This is a genomic window from Salinimicrobium sediminis (genome assembly GCF_900215295.1).
GTDB classification, from domain to species: Bacteria; Bacteroidota; Bacteroidia; order Flavobacteriales; family Flavobacteriaceae; genus Salinimicrobium; species Salinimicrobium sediminis.
This window is the reverse complement of record NZ_OCMF01000002.1, coordinates 246799-262173: the sequence shown is the minus strand read 5'-3', so window position 1 is coordinate 262173 and position 15375 is coordinate 246799. Positions and strand designations below refer to the sequence as shown.

17 protein-coding genes are annotated in these 15375 nt (G+C 42.3%); 15 read left to right on the top strand and 2 right to left on the bottom strand.

All coding sequences use genetic code 11. The features are described 5' to 3' along the window. Window positions 1–6 precede the first annotated feature (6 nt). A complete protein-coding gene (locus CRO16_RS09000; protein WP_097056054.1) occupies window positions 7–363 on the bottom strand; it encodes a translation initiation factor in 357 nt (118 codons plus the stop codon). A gap of 5 nt (window positions 364–368) precedes the next feature. After that, complete coding sequence (locus tag CRO16_RS08995) at window positions 369–1316, bottom strand: isopenicillin N synthase family dioxygenase (RefSeq protein WP_097056442.1); 948 nt, start codon at window positions 1314–1316, stop codon at window positions 369–371. Between the two features lie 127 nt (window positions 1317–1443). On the opposite strand from CRO16_RS08995, the gene CRO16_RS08990 reads away from it, so the two are divergent. The 15 genes from CRO16_RS08990 to CRO16_RS08920 all read left to right on the top strand — a co-directional run bounded on the left by CRO16_RS08990 (window position 1444) and on the right by CRO16_RS08920 (window position 15373). Continuing rightward, window positions 1444–3453, top strand: coding sequence for an alpha-ketoacid dehydrogenase subunit alpha/beta (locus tag CRO16_RS08990; protein WP_097056053.1), 2010 nt, complete (start codon window positions 1444–1446; stop codon window positions 3451–3453). A 129-nt stretch (window positions 3454–3582) separates the two neighbouring features. Beyond that, window positions 3583–3744, top strand: coding sequence for a DUF1328 family protein (locus CRO16_RS08985; protein WP_029033028.1), 162 nt, complete (start codon window positions 3583–3585; stop codon window positions 3742–3744). A 79-nt stretch (window positions 3745–3823) separates the two neighbouring features. Then, entirely contained in the window at window positions 3824–4303 is a 480-nt protein-coding gene (locus CRO16_RS08980) for a lipocalin family protein (RefSeq protein WP_097056052.1), read from the top strand. A gap of 2 nt (window positions 4304–4305) precedes the next feature. Then, window positions 4306–4998, top strand: coding sequence for an OmpA family protein (locus CRO16_RS08975; RefSeq protein ID WP_097056051.1), 693 nt, complete (start codon window positions 4306–4308; stop codon window positions 4996–4998). Window positions 4999–5054: 56 nt separating this feature from the next. Then, on the top strand, window positions 5055–6173 hold the full coding sequence (locus CRO16_RS08970; protein WP_097056050.1) for an NAD(P)/FAD-dependent oxidoreductase: 1119 nt from the start codon (window positions 5055–5057) through the stop codon (window positions 6171–6173). After that, window positions 6170–6877 (top strand): methyltransferase domain-containing protein, encoded by a 708-nt coding sequence (locus CRO16_RS08965; RefSeq protein ID WP_097056049.1) that lies wholly within the window; start codon window positions 6170–6172, stop codon window positions 6875–6877. Before CRO16_RS08970 ends, CRO16_RS08965 begins: the two co-directional genes overlap by 4 nt. Window positions 6878–6887: 10 nt before the next feature. Next, window positions 6888–7940 carry a type III polyketide synthase gene (locus CRO16_RS08960; protein ID WP_097056048.1) on the top strand — a complete coding sequence of 351 codons (1053 nt, stop codon included), beginning with the start codon at window positions 6888–6890 and terminating at the stop codon, window positions 7938–7940. Continuing rightward, window positions 7934–8728 (top strand): enoyl-ACP reductase FabI, encoded by a 795-nt coding sequence (locus CRO16_RS08955; RefSeq protein ID WP_097056047.1) that lies wholly within the window; start codon window positions 7934–7936, stop codon window positions 8726–8728. The genes CRO16_RS08960 and CRO16_RS08955 overlap by 7 nt, the downstream gene beginning before the upstream one ends. A gap of 117 nt (window positions 8729–8845) precedes the next feature. Beyond that, window positions 8846–9628, top strand: a complete 783-nt coding sequence (locus CRO16_RS08950) for an SDR family NAD(P)-dependent oxidoreductase (RefSeq protein ID WP_097056046.1) — start codon at window positions 8846–8848, stop codon at window positions 9626–9628. Beyond that, a complete protein-coding gene (locus tag CRO16_RS08945) occupies window positions 9629–10060 on the top strand; it encodes a 3-hydroxyacyl-ACP dehydratase FabZ family protein (RefSeq protein ID WP_097056045.1) in 432 nt (143 codons plus the stop codon). It begins immediately after the preceding gene. Beyond that, the gene (locus CRO16_RS08940; protein ID WP_097056044.1) at window positions 10057–11331 is read left to right on the top strand and encodes a beta-ketoacyl-[acyl-carrier-protein] synthase family protein; all 1275 of its coding nucleotides are present in this window, start codon (window positions 10057–10059) and stop codon (window positions 11329–11331) included. The genes CRO16_RS08945 and CRO16_RS08940 overlap by 4 nt, the downstream gene beginning before the upstream one ends. Before the next feature lie 77 nt (window positions 11332–11408). Further along, window positions 11409–11663 carry an acyl carrier protein gene (locus CRO16_RS08935; protein ID WP_097056043.1) on the top strand — a complete coding sequence of 85 codons (255 nt, stop codon included), beginning with the start codon at window positions 11409–11411 and terminating at the stop codon, window positions 11661–11663. Then, window positions 11660–12262 (top strand): 4'-phosphopantetheinyl transferase superfamily protein, encoded by a 603-nt coding sequence (locus CRO16_RS08930; RefSeq protein WP_097056042.1) that lies wholly within the window; start codon window positions 11660–11662, stop codon window positions 12260–12262. The genes CRO16_RS08935 and CRO16_RS08930 overlap by 4 nt, the downstream gene beginning before the upstream one ends. Before the next feature lie 60 nt (window positions 12263–12322). Continuing rightward, window positions 12323–13042 (top strand): hypothetical protein, encoded by a 720-nt coding sequence (locus CRO16_RS08925; protein ID WP_097056041.1) that lies wholly within the window; start codon window positions 12323–12325, stop codon window positions 13040–13042. 300 nt (window positions 13043–13342) lie between these two features. Next, on the top strand, window positions 13343–15373 hold the full coding sequence (locus CRO16_RS08920; protein WP_097056040.1) for an aconitate hydratase: 2031 nt from the start codon (window positions 13343–13345) through the stop codon (window positions 15371–15373). Window positions 15374–15375 lie beyond the last annotated feature (2 nt).

Here is a 15375-nt window from a genome sequence, read left to right as displayed (position 1 = left end):
TGTAGATTAACCGCCGATGCGTTTTACCTTGTAACCCAGCTCTTTTAAATAACCCATCACTTTATCCCGCACATCGCCCTGAATTATTATTTCTCCGTCTTTTACAGATCCGCCAACACCACATTTCTTTTTCAAATCCTTTCCGAGAGCATTTAAATCTTCATCGGTTCCAACAAATCCCTTAACTACCGTAACTTTTTTTCCTGCCCGGCCCTTTGAACTGTAATGAGCCTCCAGCAATTGTTCCTCCGGCTTCAGCGATTCTGCGGAATCTTCATCATCATATTTCCCGGGTTCAAAAGCATCGTTGGTGGAGAATACAAAGCCACCAAGATCTTCCAGACCCATTTTTTTCTTAGCCATAAAATCTACTTTTTGAGACCTATCTCACGCAGACGTTGATCCAGGAATTCTCCTGCAGTAATGTCCTCATAAGCTTTAGGGTTGGCCTCATCGATACATTCTTCCAGACAATTCAAAGGCATTTCACTTCTGGGATGCATGAAGAATGGAATTGAATACCGTGGCGTGCCCCATTGCTCCCTCGGTGGATTAACCACCCGGTGAATGGTAGAACGAAGTTTGTTGTTGGTATGTCGTTCAAGCATATCTCCAACATTGATCACAAGTTCATCTTCCTGCGGAATAGCATCGATCCATTCGCCGTCTTTGCGCAACACCTGAAGACCTCCGGTAGAAGCTCCCATAAGCAGGGTAATCAAATTGATATCTCCGTGAGCTCCCGCTCTAACAGCTCCTTTTGGTTCTTCGGTAATAGGAGGGTAGTGAATTGGCCTTAAGATACTGTTCCCGTTGCTGGCCCAGTGATCAAAATAAAATTCGTCAAGACCAAGGTACAGCGCAAGAGCCCTTAAAACATAAATTCCTGTTTTCTCCAGCATCCTGTACGCTTCCATTCCTGTATGGTTGAAATCGGGTAGTTCCTCTACCTGTACATTTTCCGGATATTCTTCGGTAAGATTGGCATCCTTGGAAGCTTCCTGTCCAAAATGCCAGAACTCTTTAAGGTCGCCTTCTTTCTTCCCTTTTGCATGTTCTTTTCCAAAGGAAATGTAACCCCGTTGCCCGGCAAGACCTTCTATTTCGTATTTACGTTTGGTTTCCAGAGGCAGTGCAAAGAAATTCTTCACCTCCTTATAAAGCTCATCAACTAAATTATCACTTAAAAAATGATTTTTTAAAGCTACAAATCCAATCTCTTCATAAGCTTTACCTATTTCGTTTACAAATTTTTGCTTTCGCTGCGGGTCATCAGACAAAAAGTCTGCAAGGTCAACGCTGGGAATGTTGTTCATTTCCATAAGATCATGTTTAATTTACCTCACAAAGTTAAATAAAATACCAAGAGCGCGGCGGTCTTTAATTAATTCTTAATAATCAGGAATCCTTTTTTATTTACATTTGAGGAAGAAAAAAATTATTATGGAAATAAAGGATTCAAGGGAAAAATCTCTTATTCGTTACGATAAATCTACTTTTTCTAATGAGCAGCTGCTCAACCTTTACAAGTTTCTTCTAAAGCCACGATTAATAGAGGAAAAAATGCTGGTTTTGTTACGCCAGGGGAGGATCTCCAAATGGTTCAGCGGCATTGGACAGGAAGCTATATCTATAGGAGTTACCCTTTCCCTTCAAAAAGATGAATATATACTTCCCATGCATAGGAATCTGGGGGTATTTACTTCACGGGATATGCCTTTGCACCGACTTTTTGGGCAATGGCAGGGAAAAGCTTCCGGTTTTACCAAAGGCCGCGACCGTAGTTTCCATTTTGGAACCCAGGAATTTAAGATCATTGGAATGATCTCTCACCTGGGGCCGCAGTTAGGAGTTGCCGATGGAATCGCTCTTGCACATAAGCTTCAAAAAGAAGAAAAGATCACCGCAGTATTTACAGGAGAGGGCGGTACAAGCGAAGGAGATTTTCATGAAGCCCTGAACATCGCATCAGTTTGGAAATTACCTGTTTTGTTTTGCATTGAGAACAATGGTTATGGACTTTCCACTCCAACTTCGGAACAATATAATTGCGAACATCTTGCCGACCGTGCTCTTGGCTACGGAATGGAATCTCATATTATTGATGGAAATAATGTGCTGGAGGTGTACGGAAAAATTTCTCAGTTGGCAGAAAGTATGCGAAAGGATCCGCGGCCGGTGTTGGTAGAATTTAAAACCTTCAGAATGCGTGGCCATGAAGAAGCCAGCGGAACTAAATATGTTCCTAATGAGCTTATGGAAGAGTGGGCGAAGAAGGATCCGGTGGAGAATTTCAGGAACTTCTTATTTTTAGAAGAAATACTTTCTGAAGCTCTGGACAATCAATACAGGAATGAAATTAAATCGGAAATAGACGAAGGTTTAAAAACAGCAAATGCTGAAGCGGCTATAGATTTTAATGAAACTGAAGAATTAAATGATGTTTACGAACCTATTGTATATGAGGAGGTTAAGCCTTCTTCTAAAACTGAAGAGTTAAGATTTATAGATGCTGTATCTCAAGGTTTAAGACAATCTATGCAGCGGCATGAGAACCTTGTTCTCATGGGGCAGGATATCGCCGAGTACGGCGGAGTCTTTAAAATAACAGAGAATTTCGTGGAAGAATTTGGCAGGGAGCGAGTGAGGAATACACCTATCTGTGAATCGGGTATTGTTGAGACTGCCATGGGACTCTCCATCAAGGGTATGAAAGCAATGGTTGAAATGCAGTTTGCCGATTTTGTAAGCTCAGGGTTCAATCCTGTGGTAAATTACCTGGCAAAAGTGCACTACCGCTGGAATCAGAACGCCGATGTAGTGATTAGAATGCCTTGCGGAGCAGGAGTAGGGGCAGGACCTTTCCATAGCCAGACAAATGAAGCCTGGTTTACCAAGACTCCGGGATTAAAAGTAGTCTATCCGGCTTTTCCTTATGACGCTAAAGGACTATTAAATACTGCCATAAATGATCCTAACCCCGTTTTATTCTTTGAGCACAAAGCTTTATACAGAAGTACCCGGCAACAGGTACCTGTGGATTATTACACGCTGCCTTTTGGGAAAGCAGCTTTGCTAAAGGAAGGAAATGATATAACCGTGATAAGTTTTGGTGCTGCGGTGCATTGGGCACTTGAAACTTTAGAGAAGCATCCGGAGATCAACGCCGATCTTTTGGATCTGCGAACGCTTCAGCCACTGGATAAGGAATCCATATTTGCTTCCGTCAAGAAAACAGGCAAAGTCATTATCCTTCAGGAAGATTCAGTTTTTGGAGGGGTAGGTTCTGATATTGCAGCTATGATCGCCGAAGAATGTTTTGAATTTCTGGATGCTCCCGTTGCACGGGTAGGTAGTCTTGAAATGCCAATACCATTCAGCAAGGCATTGGAAGAAGGCTATCTTCCAAAGAAGCGTTTTGAGGTGAAAATTCAGGAATTATTAAAGTATTAAGAAAGAATTCCGGCAATTGCGGGTTTGTTAGGATTTCTTTACAAAAAAATTGTTAAATAAGTAATAATCTTTTGTCTGACGATAGGTCGAGATGTAATTTTAGATCAACTAATCACTAAAACCTAAATTATGATACGATTGATCGTTATCTTTTTAATTATTGCAATTATTGCTGCCATCTTTGGATTTGGAGGAATTGCTGAAGGAGCTGCCGATATCGCGCAGATCATCTTCTACATTTTCCTTGTCCTTCTGGTGATAGCCTTGATAAGTAGACTTTTCAGAAGATAATTGTAACGACGACTTAATCCAATGTCATAATAGGTGCTACACCTTGACATTGGATTTTTTATTAACTAAAACAAAAAGAATGAAAAAGATTGTGGTTTTATTTTTAAGTATTGCTTTTCTGGTCTCCTGCGGCTCTGCCAAAGTTGTGAATGAAGCAAGAAAGACTATGAATGGTGACTGGCAGTTAACAAGCATTACCTATCCCGGCAATGCACAAAATGTACAGGTTTCTCTATTAAATGATATTCCTGCACCGTGCCTGGAAAACAGCACCTGGGTTTTTGTATCCAACAACAACACCGGGTCCTATGAACCTTCTGGCATGACTTGTGACACTAATACTGAGTTCTTCATCTGGTCAATAGACGGATCTAATGCCGCAATGGGTAATTACGACCTTATGTTCAAACCTACCAATGAAGATCATAAATCGGAAATGGGAAATAAGGGTTACCGCTTAAATCTTACGAACCTTTCCCAGGATCAAATGGTTTGGGAACAAACTGTGCAGTTTGAAGGAAAGCCCTTCACTATTAGAATGAACTTTAACAAAATATAATTATGAGAATTACGAAAAACAGCTTTTTTGCCCTTCTTTTTGCCTCAACCATGCTTATTGGTTGTGATGCAACACGAAACGCAAATAATAAACAAAAAGGAGCCGTCATTGGAGCCACAGGTGGGGCTGTTATTGGCGGTGTTGTTGGTAACAATACAGGTGATGGTAATACCGCACTGGGTGCCATTATAGGTGGTGTCGTGGGTGGTGCAGCCGGAGCTTATATTGGAGACCGAATGGACAAGCAGGCCCAAAGGATCGAAGAAGAAATTCCAGGAGCTGAAGTTGAAAGAGTAGGTGAAGGAATAAATGTCACCTTCGATGAAACCAGCGGAGTTTATTTTGATACCGATAAATATTCTGTCGAAGGTCAATCCCGTGAGGCTTTAATGGCTCTTGCCAACATTTTTAAAGAATATCCAAATACGAATATTCTTGTGGAAGGACATACAGATAGCACCGGAAGTGACGCCTATAACCTTACCCTTTCCAAGAACAGAGCCCAGGCTGTAACCAGCTTTTTGGTAAACCAGGGAATTGATAAGGGTAGGATAGACACTAAATGGTATGGAGAGGCACAGCCTAAGTATGATAATTCTACTGTAGAAGGCCGTTCCAAGAACCGTAGAGTAGAACTTGCAATTGTTGCTAATGAGCAATTAAAAGAAGAAGCAAAGCAAAAGGCCGGTAATTAATATATCGGCAGTAGCAATGAAAAACCCGGTAACTGCCGGGTTTTTTTATATCCGGGATGGAAAAAAGAACTGTGATCATTATTGGAGGAGGATTGGCCGGTTTGACCGCTGCCATTCATCTTGCTCAAAAAGGACAAAAAATTACCCTTTTTGAAAAGGAAACCTATCCGCATCATAAGGTTTGTGGGGAATATCTTTCAAGGGAGATAAAGCCTTATTTTGATCACTTGAAAATTCCGCTGGCAGACCTTTTGCCAAAAAATATATCCCGGCTTCAATACAGTACTCCTGCAGGTCGCTCCTTAGAGGTGAAGTTGCCGCTTGGCGCCTTTGGCGTCAGTAGGTTTTCTCTCGATAATTTGCTTTTCGAAACAGCTCTGGCCAATGGAGTACAAGTTATTAGAGAAAAGGTGCTAAAAGTTGAATTTTTGAATGATCATTTTGAAGTGGGTACTTCCCAAAACACATACGCTGCCGCTCATGTGCTGGGTAGTTTTGGAAAAAGGTCTGTTTTGGATAAAAATCTGGACAGGAAGTTTTTTCAACTTTCAGCCCCATGGGTCGCCGTCAAATCGCATTATGCCATGAAAAATTTTTCCGATGACCTGGTGGCTTTACACAACTTTAAAGGAGGTTACTGCGGACTTTCCCGAACGGAATCAGGAAGTATAAATATGTGCTATCTGGCCAGCTATGATAGTTTTAAAAAGCACAAGGATCCCGAAAAATTTAACCGGGAAGTACTGTGTGAAAATCCATTTTTAGAAAGTTTTCTTGCAAAAGCTGTTCCCGTTTTTTCCCAACCTTTGACTATTGCCCAAATTTCTTTTGAAAAAAAAGAGGCTGTAAAAGATCACATGTTAATGTTGGGAGATGCAGCAGGTTTGATCCATCCTTTATGTGGTAACGGAATGGCCATAGCAATTCACAGCGCAAAAATAGCTTCGGAAGAACTGCTGCACCATATTGACAGTAAAACTTCACGAGAGCAATTGGAGAACAGATATCGTAAACGCTGGGAAGCTACTTTTAGCCGTAGATTCTCTACCGCCACCTGGCTTCAGAAGATCTTGTTAAGAGAGAAAATGGCAGAAATCTCTCAAAGCCTTATCTCAAAAGTGCCTTTTCTCTTACCCCATATCATTAAACAAACCCATGGCAGCCCTATAAAATGATAGATACAGGCAAAAGATCGCAACAAAGAGAGATCATGGATGATCTAGACATGCAGGGCAGGGAGCTGGAGAAAACCCTTTTGGACCTGGATAAAGTCAACAAATGGCTTGGAGGAAACAGGATCACTGTGGAGGGAGTGGAAAAACTTTTGGAAGATCAAAGTTTTGACAGGTCTCTTAGGATCATTGACGTAGGATGTGGTAACGGAAGCGTCCTAAAACAAGTTGCTGAGTTGGCCAGGAGGAAGGGAATCAAAATGACTCTTTTAGGGGTGGATGCGAATTCAAATGCAATGTCTATCGCTGAAAAAAACCTTTCAGGATTTCCTGAAGTTTCTTTTAAAGCCATGGATGTTTTTTCAGAGGGTTTTAAAGCCCTCGAAGCAGATATTATTTTATGTACCTTAACGCTGCACCATTTTTCAGATTCAGAAATCGAGCAGTTGATGAGGAATTTTTCAGAAATGGCAAAAGTGGGGGTGGTGATCAATGATCTGCAGCGAAGCAAGGCAGCCTATTATCTTTTTAAGGCATTTTGCCGGGCCTTCAGAATAAGAGAGATCAACAGGAAGGATGGTCTCACATCTATTCTCAGAAGCTTTAAAAAGGAAGATATTGTGAGGTATGGCCGGGGATTGAACGTAAAGCGGCAGGAGATCAATTATAAATGGGCATTCAGGTATCAGTGGATCCTGTTCAAATAGAAAATATTATATGAGTGTTAGAATTAAAACTGTAACAAAAGAATTACCTCCATATTCAAGAGAAACAAAAGAGGTCATCCCATTTGTTGAAACCTGGCTCAGCGGTCAGGAAGAAAGATATAAGCGCAAAGTGATCAAGATCTTTGAAGGTGCTGCAGTTGATAAAAGATATTCCATCATGGACCCGGCAGAGGTCTTTACCGCTACTTCCTTTGAAGAAAAGAATTATATCTACTCACGTGAAGCAAAGAAGCTGGGATCTCAGGTCCTTAAAAATGCTCTTAACAAAGCAGGTTGGGAAGCAGATTCCATTGATTATATTATAACGGTGAGCTGTACCGGGATCATGATCCCGTCTCTTGATGCGTTTTTAATTAACGAGCTTGAGATGAGGCAGGATGTGGTAAGACTTCCGGTCACAGAAATGGGTTGTGCTGCCGGAATTTCAGGAATGATCTATGCCGCCAATTTTCTGAAGGCAAATAAAAATAAACGGGCAGCAGTGATCGCGGTAGAAAGTCCTACAGCTACTCTGCAGCTTGAAGATTTTTCTATGGCAAACATGGTGAGTGCGGCCATTTTTGGTGATGGTGCTGCCTGTGTGCTCCTTTCTTCTGAAGATGATGTGGAAGGCCCCGAGATTATAGGGCAGGAAATGTACCATTTTTTTGAAGCCACCCATATGATGGGCTTTGACCTTACCAATGACGGACTAAAAATGGTCCTGGATCCCGAAGTTCCTCAAACCATAGCAGATCATTTTCCCCAGATCATCCATCCTTTTTTGGAAAAATACAATTCGTCAATTGAACAGGTGGAGCATTTAATTTTTCACCCCGGCGGGAAAAAGATCGTACAGACAGTTGAAGAACTTTTTGGTAAATTAGGGAAGAATATTGACGATACTAAAGAGGTGTTGCGTCTCTACGGCAATATGAGCAGCGCCACGGTATTGTATGTATTGGAAAGATTTCTTGATAAACAGTTTGAAAAAGGAGAGCAGGGCTTAATGTTGAGTTTTGGTCCCGGATTTTCAGCTCAAAAAATACTCTTACAATGGTAAAGGAATTCGATGGAAAAAATTACTGGGCCCTGGTCCTTGGCGGCAGTAGCGGTCTGGGTTTTGCTTCGGCAAAAAAGCTGGCAGAGCATGGAATGAACATTCTTATTGTGCACAGGGATCGCAAAGATGACCTGCCCGAAATTAAATCGGCTTTTGAAGAGATCAAGGCGCTCGGGGTAAAATTACATTCCTTTAACCGCGATGCCACCCGTAAGGATAAGCGGGAGGAGATTAGGGAAGAAATGAAGGAGATCCTGGGAGAATCCGGCAAGATCAGGACGATGATCCATAGTATTTCCAAGGGAAATCTTAAATCTATGCTGGGAGAAGAGCCTACTTTGCGGTCAGATGATTTTCAGCAAACCATAGATGCAATGGCTATAAGTTTGTATGACTGGACAAAACTCATCTATGACGCCGGAATGTTCGCCAAAGATGGGCGAATCCTTTCCTTTACCAGTGAAGGTAACTCTAAAGCCTGGAAGAATTATGCAGCAGTTTCTGCAGCCAAAGTAGCTTTGGAAGCCATTACCCGAAGCATTGCCCTCGAATTCGCACCTAAAGGCATACGTGCCAATTGCATTCAGGCGGGGGTTACTGTTACCCGCTCACTGGAACTCATTCCCAGTTTTGAAACCCTGCGACAACATGCTTTAAAGAGGAATCCGTTTAAAAGATTGACCACTCCTGCAGATGTTGCCAATGCTGTTTACCTCCTGAGCAAAGATGAAGCCAGCTGGATCTCCGGGACGATCATACCGGTAAATGGAGGAGAGCATTTAAAGTAGGTTGGCAGTGTTAAGTAGGCAGAGGCAGTAGTTTAGGTTAGGAGATACGAATAGTAATTTCCACCTCACATCCAAATAGCTTAGCATACCCGATTTTTAAATTTTAAAACTTAAATTTTGATTGAATTTGACTTTTCAGGAAAAACAGTGATGATCACGGGCGGGAGCTCGGGAATTGGATTTGCAACCGCCCAGAAGTTTTTAAAGTCGGGTGCAGATGTCCTGGTACTGTCCCGAAATCCCGATAGGAATTTTCAGAAGCAGGATGCACTTTTCACCTATGCTGTTGATCTTAACGATTCCGCGGCTGTACATAGGACTTTTGCACACATCGATGAAATCCATCCTCACCTCGACGTTGCAATAAATGCCGCTGCCGGGGATACCGGTATAGGCAAAAAGATCTTTGAATTTTCTGAAGAGGAATTTGACGCTACCATGAATGTGAACATAAAAGGCCTTTGGCTGAGCATGAAGTTTCAAATCGAAAAAATGTTGAAACATCCTGACAGAAAATGTAATATTCTTAATATTTCTTCTGTAAATGGTTTAGGAGGGGTAGAGGGCGGCTCTATTTATGCCGCGACAAAGGCAGCAGTACTGGGCTTTACAAAGTCGGCTGCGTTGGAGCTTGCTACTTCCAATATTTCCATCAATGCCATTGTGCCCGGACCATTTGAAACAGAGCTGCTTAGAAAGGCGATGTTAAAGCATACCGGGGGTGATGAAGCCGGTGTGGGTTCTGTGCGTGAGAATTTTCTAAAGAACATTCCTAAAGGAAGACTTGGAGATCCGGAGGAAATCGCCTCCTTAATTCTTTATCTCGCCTCGGGAGAATCAGATTTTTTTGCCGGACATTCTTTTGTGATCGACGGCGGAATGAGCAGTAGATTCAGATAAATGGAAAAAAGCGAGATCCTCAATTTACTGCCTTATGCAGAACCTTTTCTATTCGTGGATGAACTTACGGAGGTAAATGAAAACGGCACTTCCGGAATTTATTCTTTTCCTAAAGACTCTTACTTCTACAAAGGTCATTTTAAAAAGCATCCGGTGACGCCGGGCGTGATCCTTACAGAATGTATGGCGCAGATAGGAGTGGTTTGCCTGGGAATTTTTCTGCTGAAGGATGAGAAGACTGAAGCTTTTAAAGTTGCTTTGTCAAATGCCAGTGTGGATTATTACCTTCCGGTATTCCCCGGGGAGAGGGTAAAAGTAGTTTCTGAAAAAATGTATTTCAGGTTCAACAAATTGAAATGCAAAGTGAAAATGTTTAATGCTGAAGAAAAACTGGTTTGTAAGGGCGAAATTTCAGGAATGATCAAATCATGAACAGAAGAGTAGTAATTACCGGAATGGGAGTAGCCGCACCAAATGGAGTGGGTCTCACCGCCTTTTCTGAAGCGCTTAAAACCGGCAAAAGCGGGATAAAGTTTCAGCCGGAACTGGAAAGGCTGAAGTTCAGATGCCAGATCGCCGGTAACCCTGAAATTCCGGAAGAAATGCTGAAGGATTACTTTTCAGATCTGGAGTTGCGGGGCCTCAACAGCAGCGGAATTGTCTATGGAGTAATTTCCGGAGTGGATGCCTGGAAAGATGCCGGCCTTCCTGTTGGTCCTGATGCAAAGACCGATTGGGACAGTGGGATCATTTTTGGTACCGGGATCCTGGGGGTAGATAAATTCAGAGAAGCAATTCATCTTATTGATGACAAAAATACCCGCAGGTTAGGAAGCACGAGCGTGATCCAAACCATGGCCAGTGGAATAAGTGCCTATCTCAACAGCAAGCTGGCCTGCGGAAATCAGGTCACCACCAATTCTTCTGCCTGCACTACTGGTACTGAGGCCATCTTAATGGCCGCTGAAAGGATCAGGTTAGGAAAGGCCAATAGAATTCTCGCCGGCAGCTGCAGCGATAGCGGACCTTATGTTTGGGGCGGCTTTGATGCCATGCGCATTCTACCGCACAAGTATAACGACAATCCTGAAGCCGCGTCCAGACCCATGAGTGCATCGGCAGCAGGATTTGTTCCCGGAAGTGGGGCAGGGGCTTTGGTCCTGGAAGATCTGGAATCGGCTCTTGAAAGGGGCGCGAAGATCTATGCGGAAGTACTCGGGGGACATATCAACAGTGGAGGCCAGCGAAATGGGGGTTCCATGACAGCACCAAATTCTGAAGGGGTGGTAAGGTGTATCAAAAATGCAATTTTTGACGCCGGAGTACAGGCAGCAGAAATAGATAGTATCAATGGCCATATTACTGCTACAGGAATGGATGCTACAGAAATAAAGAACTGGAGCGAAGCACTGGATTTAAAAAAAGATGATTTTCCCTTGATCAATAGTTTAAAGGGTCTTACGGGCCATTGCCTTAGCGCAGCCGGAAGTATAGAAAGCATAGCCAGCGTGTTGCAAATTTCAGATGACTTCGTATTCGGGAATATCAATTGCGAAGATCTGCATCCCGAAATAGAAAACATAGCCGGAAGGAAAAAAGTACCTCAAAAAACTCTTTATAGAAAAGTAAGTACAGTGGCTAAAGCAAGTTTCGGATTTGGTGATGTAAATGCTGTGGTAATTTTTGGTAAATTTCAATCATAGGGGAGAGGGGACAGTGGATAGGGAAGTCAGTTAATAAAGAAATTTTGAATTTTAAATCTTGAATTTCGAATCATTTTATGGAAACAAAAGAAATAATTTACTGCTTAAAGAAGATCGTAAAACCTTATGTGCAAAATGATCTTGCATTTCAGGATTTTGGGCAGGGTACAGATTTTATCAAAGACCTGGAAATCAATTCGGCTAATCTTGTAGATATCGTTCTTGATGTAGAAGATGAGTTCAATATCGCCATTGATAATGATTCTATGGATAATATGACCACTGTTAACGATGCAGTGAGGATCATAAAAAGTAAACAACAACAGGCGTGATAGGCAATGATGTGGTAGATCTTCAACTGGCAGCCCGGGAGAGTAACTGGCGCCGCCGGGGCTTTCTTCAAAAAGTATTTACCGCTACCGAACAGGAATACATCACCGCATCTAAAGATCCAAATGTCATGGTATGGCTACTTTGGAGCATGAAAGAAGCCGTTTATAAAGCCCATCAACGGCAATATGATTTACCCCCACGATTAAACTGGCGGCTCCAGGAATGTGAGCTTAAGCAGTATTCTTCAGCAGGAGTTTCAGGAAAAGTGATTATAGAAGACAAGGAGTATTATACCACTTCAGAAATTACTTCAGAATTTATTCATACTTCCGCAGAAAATGCCAGAGAAAAAAGAGCTGAATATGCCATTTTTGAAGCCCCTTCTTCCGAAGTAAAAGCAGCAATAATAAAAAGGGTTTCAGATTTCTTTTCTTTAGAGCCTGCGCAGCTTCAGCTTCAAAAAGATGCTTTTGGAATGCCTTTTTTAAGTCTCAATAAACATTCTTTATTCGACCGATTTTCCCTCAGCGGTCATGGCAGGTTTTCAGCATATATTCTGTCGTTAATTAACTGTGAAACCACAGTTAAACAGTCCTAAAGACTTTGTGCACTTTTGGGTGCGGTCGTATATTTATTTTGAACACAAAAAATCAGATAAATGAAGTCCGTAGATAAGAAAGAAGTGATAAGCAGCCAGTCGGCTGAATTTATTCAACAGGCCGAAGCCGGTAAGTTTCACAAAATGATTCCCGATACCTTTATTATTAAAATGGAAAATGGTGCCCAGGGTTATGCGATAAGGCATTTGAACCGCCAGGACATGCTCCTTATAGATACCACTGCAGAAGGTGCCCGGGAAGGGATCAAACATCTGGTTGAGGAAGGTTATAAGATCAAAGCTATCCTGGTGACTCATAAAGATGCCCTGCAAAAAACCTATGCGCCTCTAAAATCCATTTCTGAAGATGCAGGCGGTGCACCCATTTTTAGTCACCCGGTAAACAATACAAATTCTGATTTTAATGTACGGGATATCAATTCCAAAAATGATATTTTCAAACACTTTTCTATAGTGCCACTGGATTTCCCTTCGAAATCTGGAGAGACTGCAGTGCTTTATTCTGAAATCAATGAAGGTATGGTCTTCGCCGGAAATACTGTGGAAGCTACAGCTTACGGGGAAGATGGAGATGACATTAATTCTACCGACACCGGTAGCGAAAATAAAAATCGCGGTATAGCAGAGAACTGGAGAACGTTTGACAGAGAATTCAGATATTTTTTCCCTTATATGGGCAAACCGAAATTTAATCTTTCAGAAGGCCAGCAAAAGGATTTGATATTAAGGCTTGCCAATGAAGGCAGTTCTAAGAAATAAGATTTTAGCCCCCCATTTTTAAATTAAACAGCCGCCAAAATTTTATTTGAATGTTACATTTTGGCGGTTTTGCTATGAAAAGGAAACGGGACTATACCCTGAAGTATTTTCACATTTGCCTCGATTTTCGAAACTCCACAGGGAACAGTAAAAAATTCCGGCCGATGGTTTGAAGATGTTTTTCGGATAGTCCTTTTCTTTTTTATTTATTCAGGAATAGGTATTACACTAAGATATTGTTAAACCGCCTGTAATTCCACAGCGATTTTAATATTTTAAAAGGAAATTAAACTGCACAAAATGTCAAAACTCAACGTCACTCAAAAATTAATCAAAGAGCATTTACTTAAAGGGGAGATGATTCCCGGAAAAGAAATAGGGATAAAGATCGACCAGGCCCTGTTACAGGATGCCACAGGAACCCTGGTACAGCTGGAACTGGAGGCAATGGGATTAGATAGAGCAAAGACTGAGGTGGCGGTTCAATATGTGGATCATAACCTGCTTCAAACCGATTTTAAAAATGCAGATGATCATGCATTTTTGCTTTCGGCCTCCCAGCGTTTTGGAATCTGGTATAGCCGCCCTGGAAATGGAGTGAGTCATCCGGTACATATGGAACGCTTTGGAAAACCGGGAAAAACCATGGTAGGATCAGACAGTCATACCCCTGCAGCAGGATCTTTGGGAATGCTTGCCATTGGAACGGGAGGATTGGATGTGGCTGCAGCCATTGCAGGCCAGCCTTATTTCGTGAAAATGCCGCAGGTGATGGGAGTGAAGCTCACCGGAAAAATGCCCGACTGGATCAGTGCAAAGGATGTGATCCTGGAGATGCTTCGGCGTTACGATGTTAAGGGAGGTGTTGGAAAAGTTATAGAATATTACGGTCCCGGTTTAGCCGAGTTAAGTGCTATGGACCGTCATGTGATCGCAAATATGGGTGCTGAACTCGGTGCTACCACTACAGTTTTTCCAAGTGATGATATGACCCGCAAATTTCTGAAAAGCCAGGGCAGGGAAGAGGATTGGACAGAGCTGGTAGCCGACGAAGGTTGCACCTATGATCTTGAAGATGAGATCGTACTCGATGACCTGGTTCCTTTAATTGCAAAGCCTACCAGTCCGGGAAATGTGGTTCCTGTAAGAGAAGTGGAAGGCATGGAAATAGGCCAGGTGGTCATTGGATCTTCGGCAAACCCCGGAGTAAGAGATTTCTGGATAGCCGGAGCCATCGTAAAAGGAAAAGCCACAAGGGAAGAAGTTTCATTTGATATCAATCCTACCTCAAGGCAGGTAATTCAGAATTTAATTGCCAATAAAGGGTTTGAAAACCTGATCGCGGCAGGAGCCCGTTTCCACCAATCCGGATGTATGGGTTGTATAGGAATGGGACAGGCCCCGGCTTCAGATACCATTAGTTTAAGAACCATGCCGCGGAATTTCCCAAGCCGTTCGGGAACAGAGGATGACCAGGTATACCTGTGTAGCCCGGAGACTGCTGCGGCTTCGGCATTAACAGGAAAGATCACAGATCCGCGGGATCTTGAGAAGCTGTATGATATGAAATATCCCAGGTATGAATATCCTGAAAAGGAATTGATCAATACCATGATGCTTGTAGCACCGCCTGAACATAATATGGAGGTGGAACTCAAAAAAGGACCTAATATAAAATCGCTGCCATACATTACCGAATTAAGGGATAGCTGTGATGTGCCCGTACTTTTAAAAATGGGAGATAATATCTCTACAGATGAGATCCTTAGAGCAGGAGCAGAGGTTTTGCCTTTTAGAAGTAATCTGCCAGAGATTAGCAAGTTCTCTTATTCTGTAATAGATGATACCTTCTACGACAGAGCACAAAAAGCGAAAGAGGATCATGGAGGACATATAGTAGTCGCAAAAGACAATTACGCACAGGGTTCGAGCAGGGAACATGCTGCCCTGGCTCCAAAGTATCTGGGACAGATTGCTGTTATCGCCAACTCCTATGCACGTATCGCCTGGCAAAACCTGGTAAACTTCGGAATTTTACCTCTGGAATTCATTGACATTGCAGACTTCGATAAAATTGAGCAGGGTGATTCAGTGAGCCTGACTAACGTTCGGGAAGACGTTAAGAATCGAAATAATATAAAAGTCAGCATTAGTAAAAAAGATGGTGAGAGAATTGAGATCGAGACCAAACACAGCCTAAGCGACAGGCAGATCCAGGTGCTTCTGAAAGGTGGTATCATCAATGAATTCAAAGAGCAATTGAAGAATAGGGATGTAGGGGCTGTGAATAAAAATACTGTGACAGATAATGAAAGGAATCAGGTAAAATAATT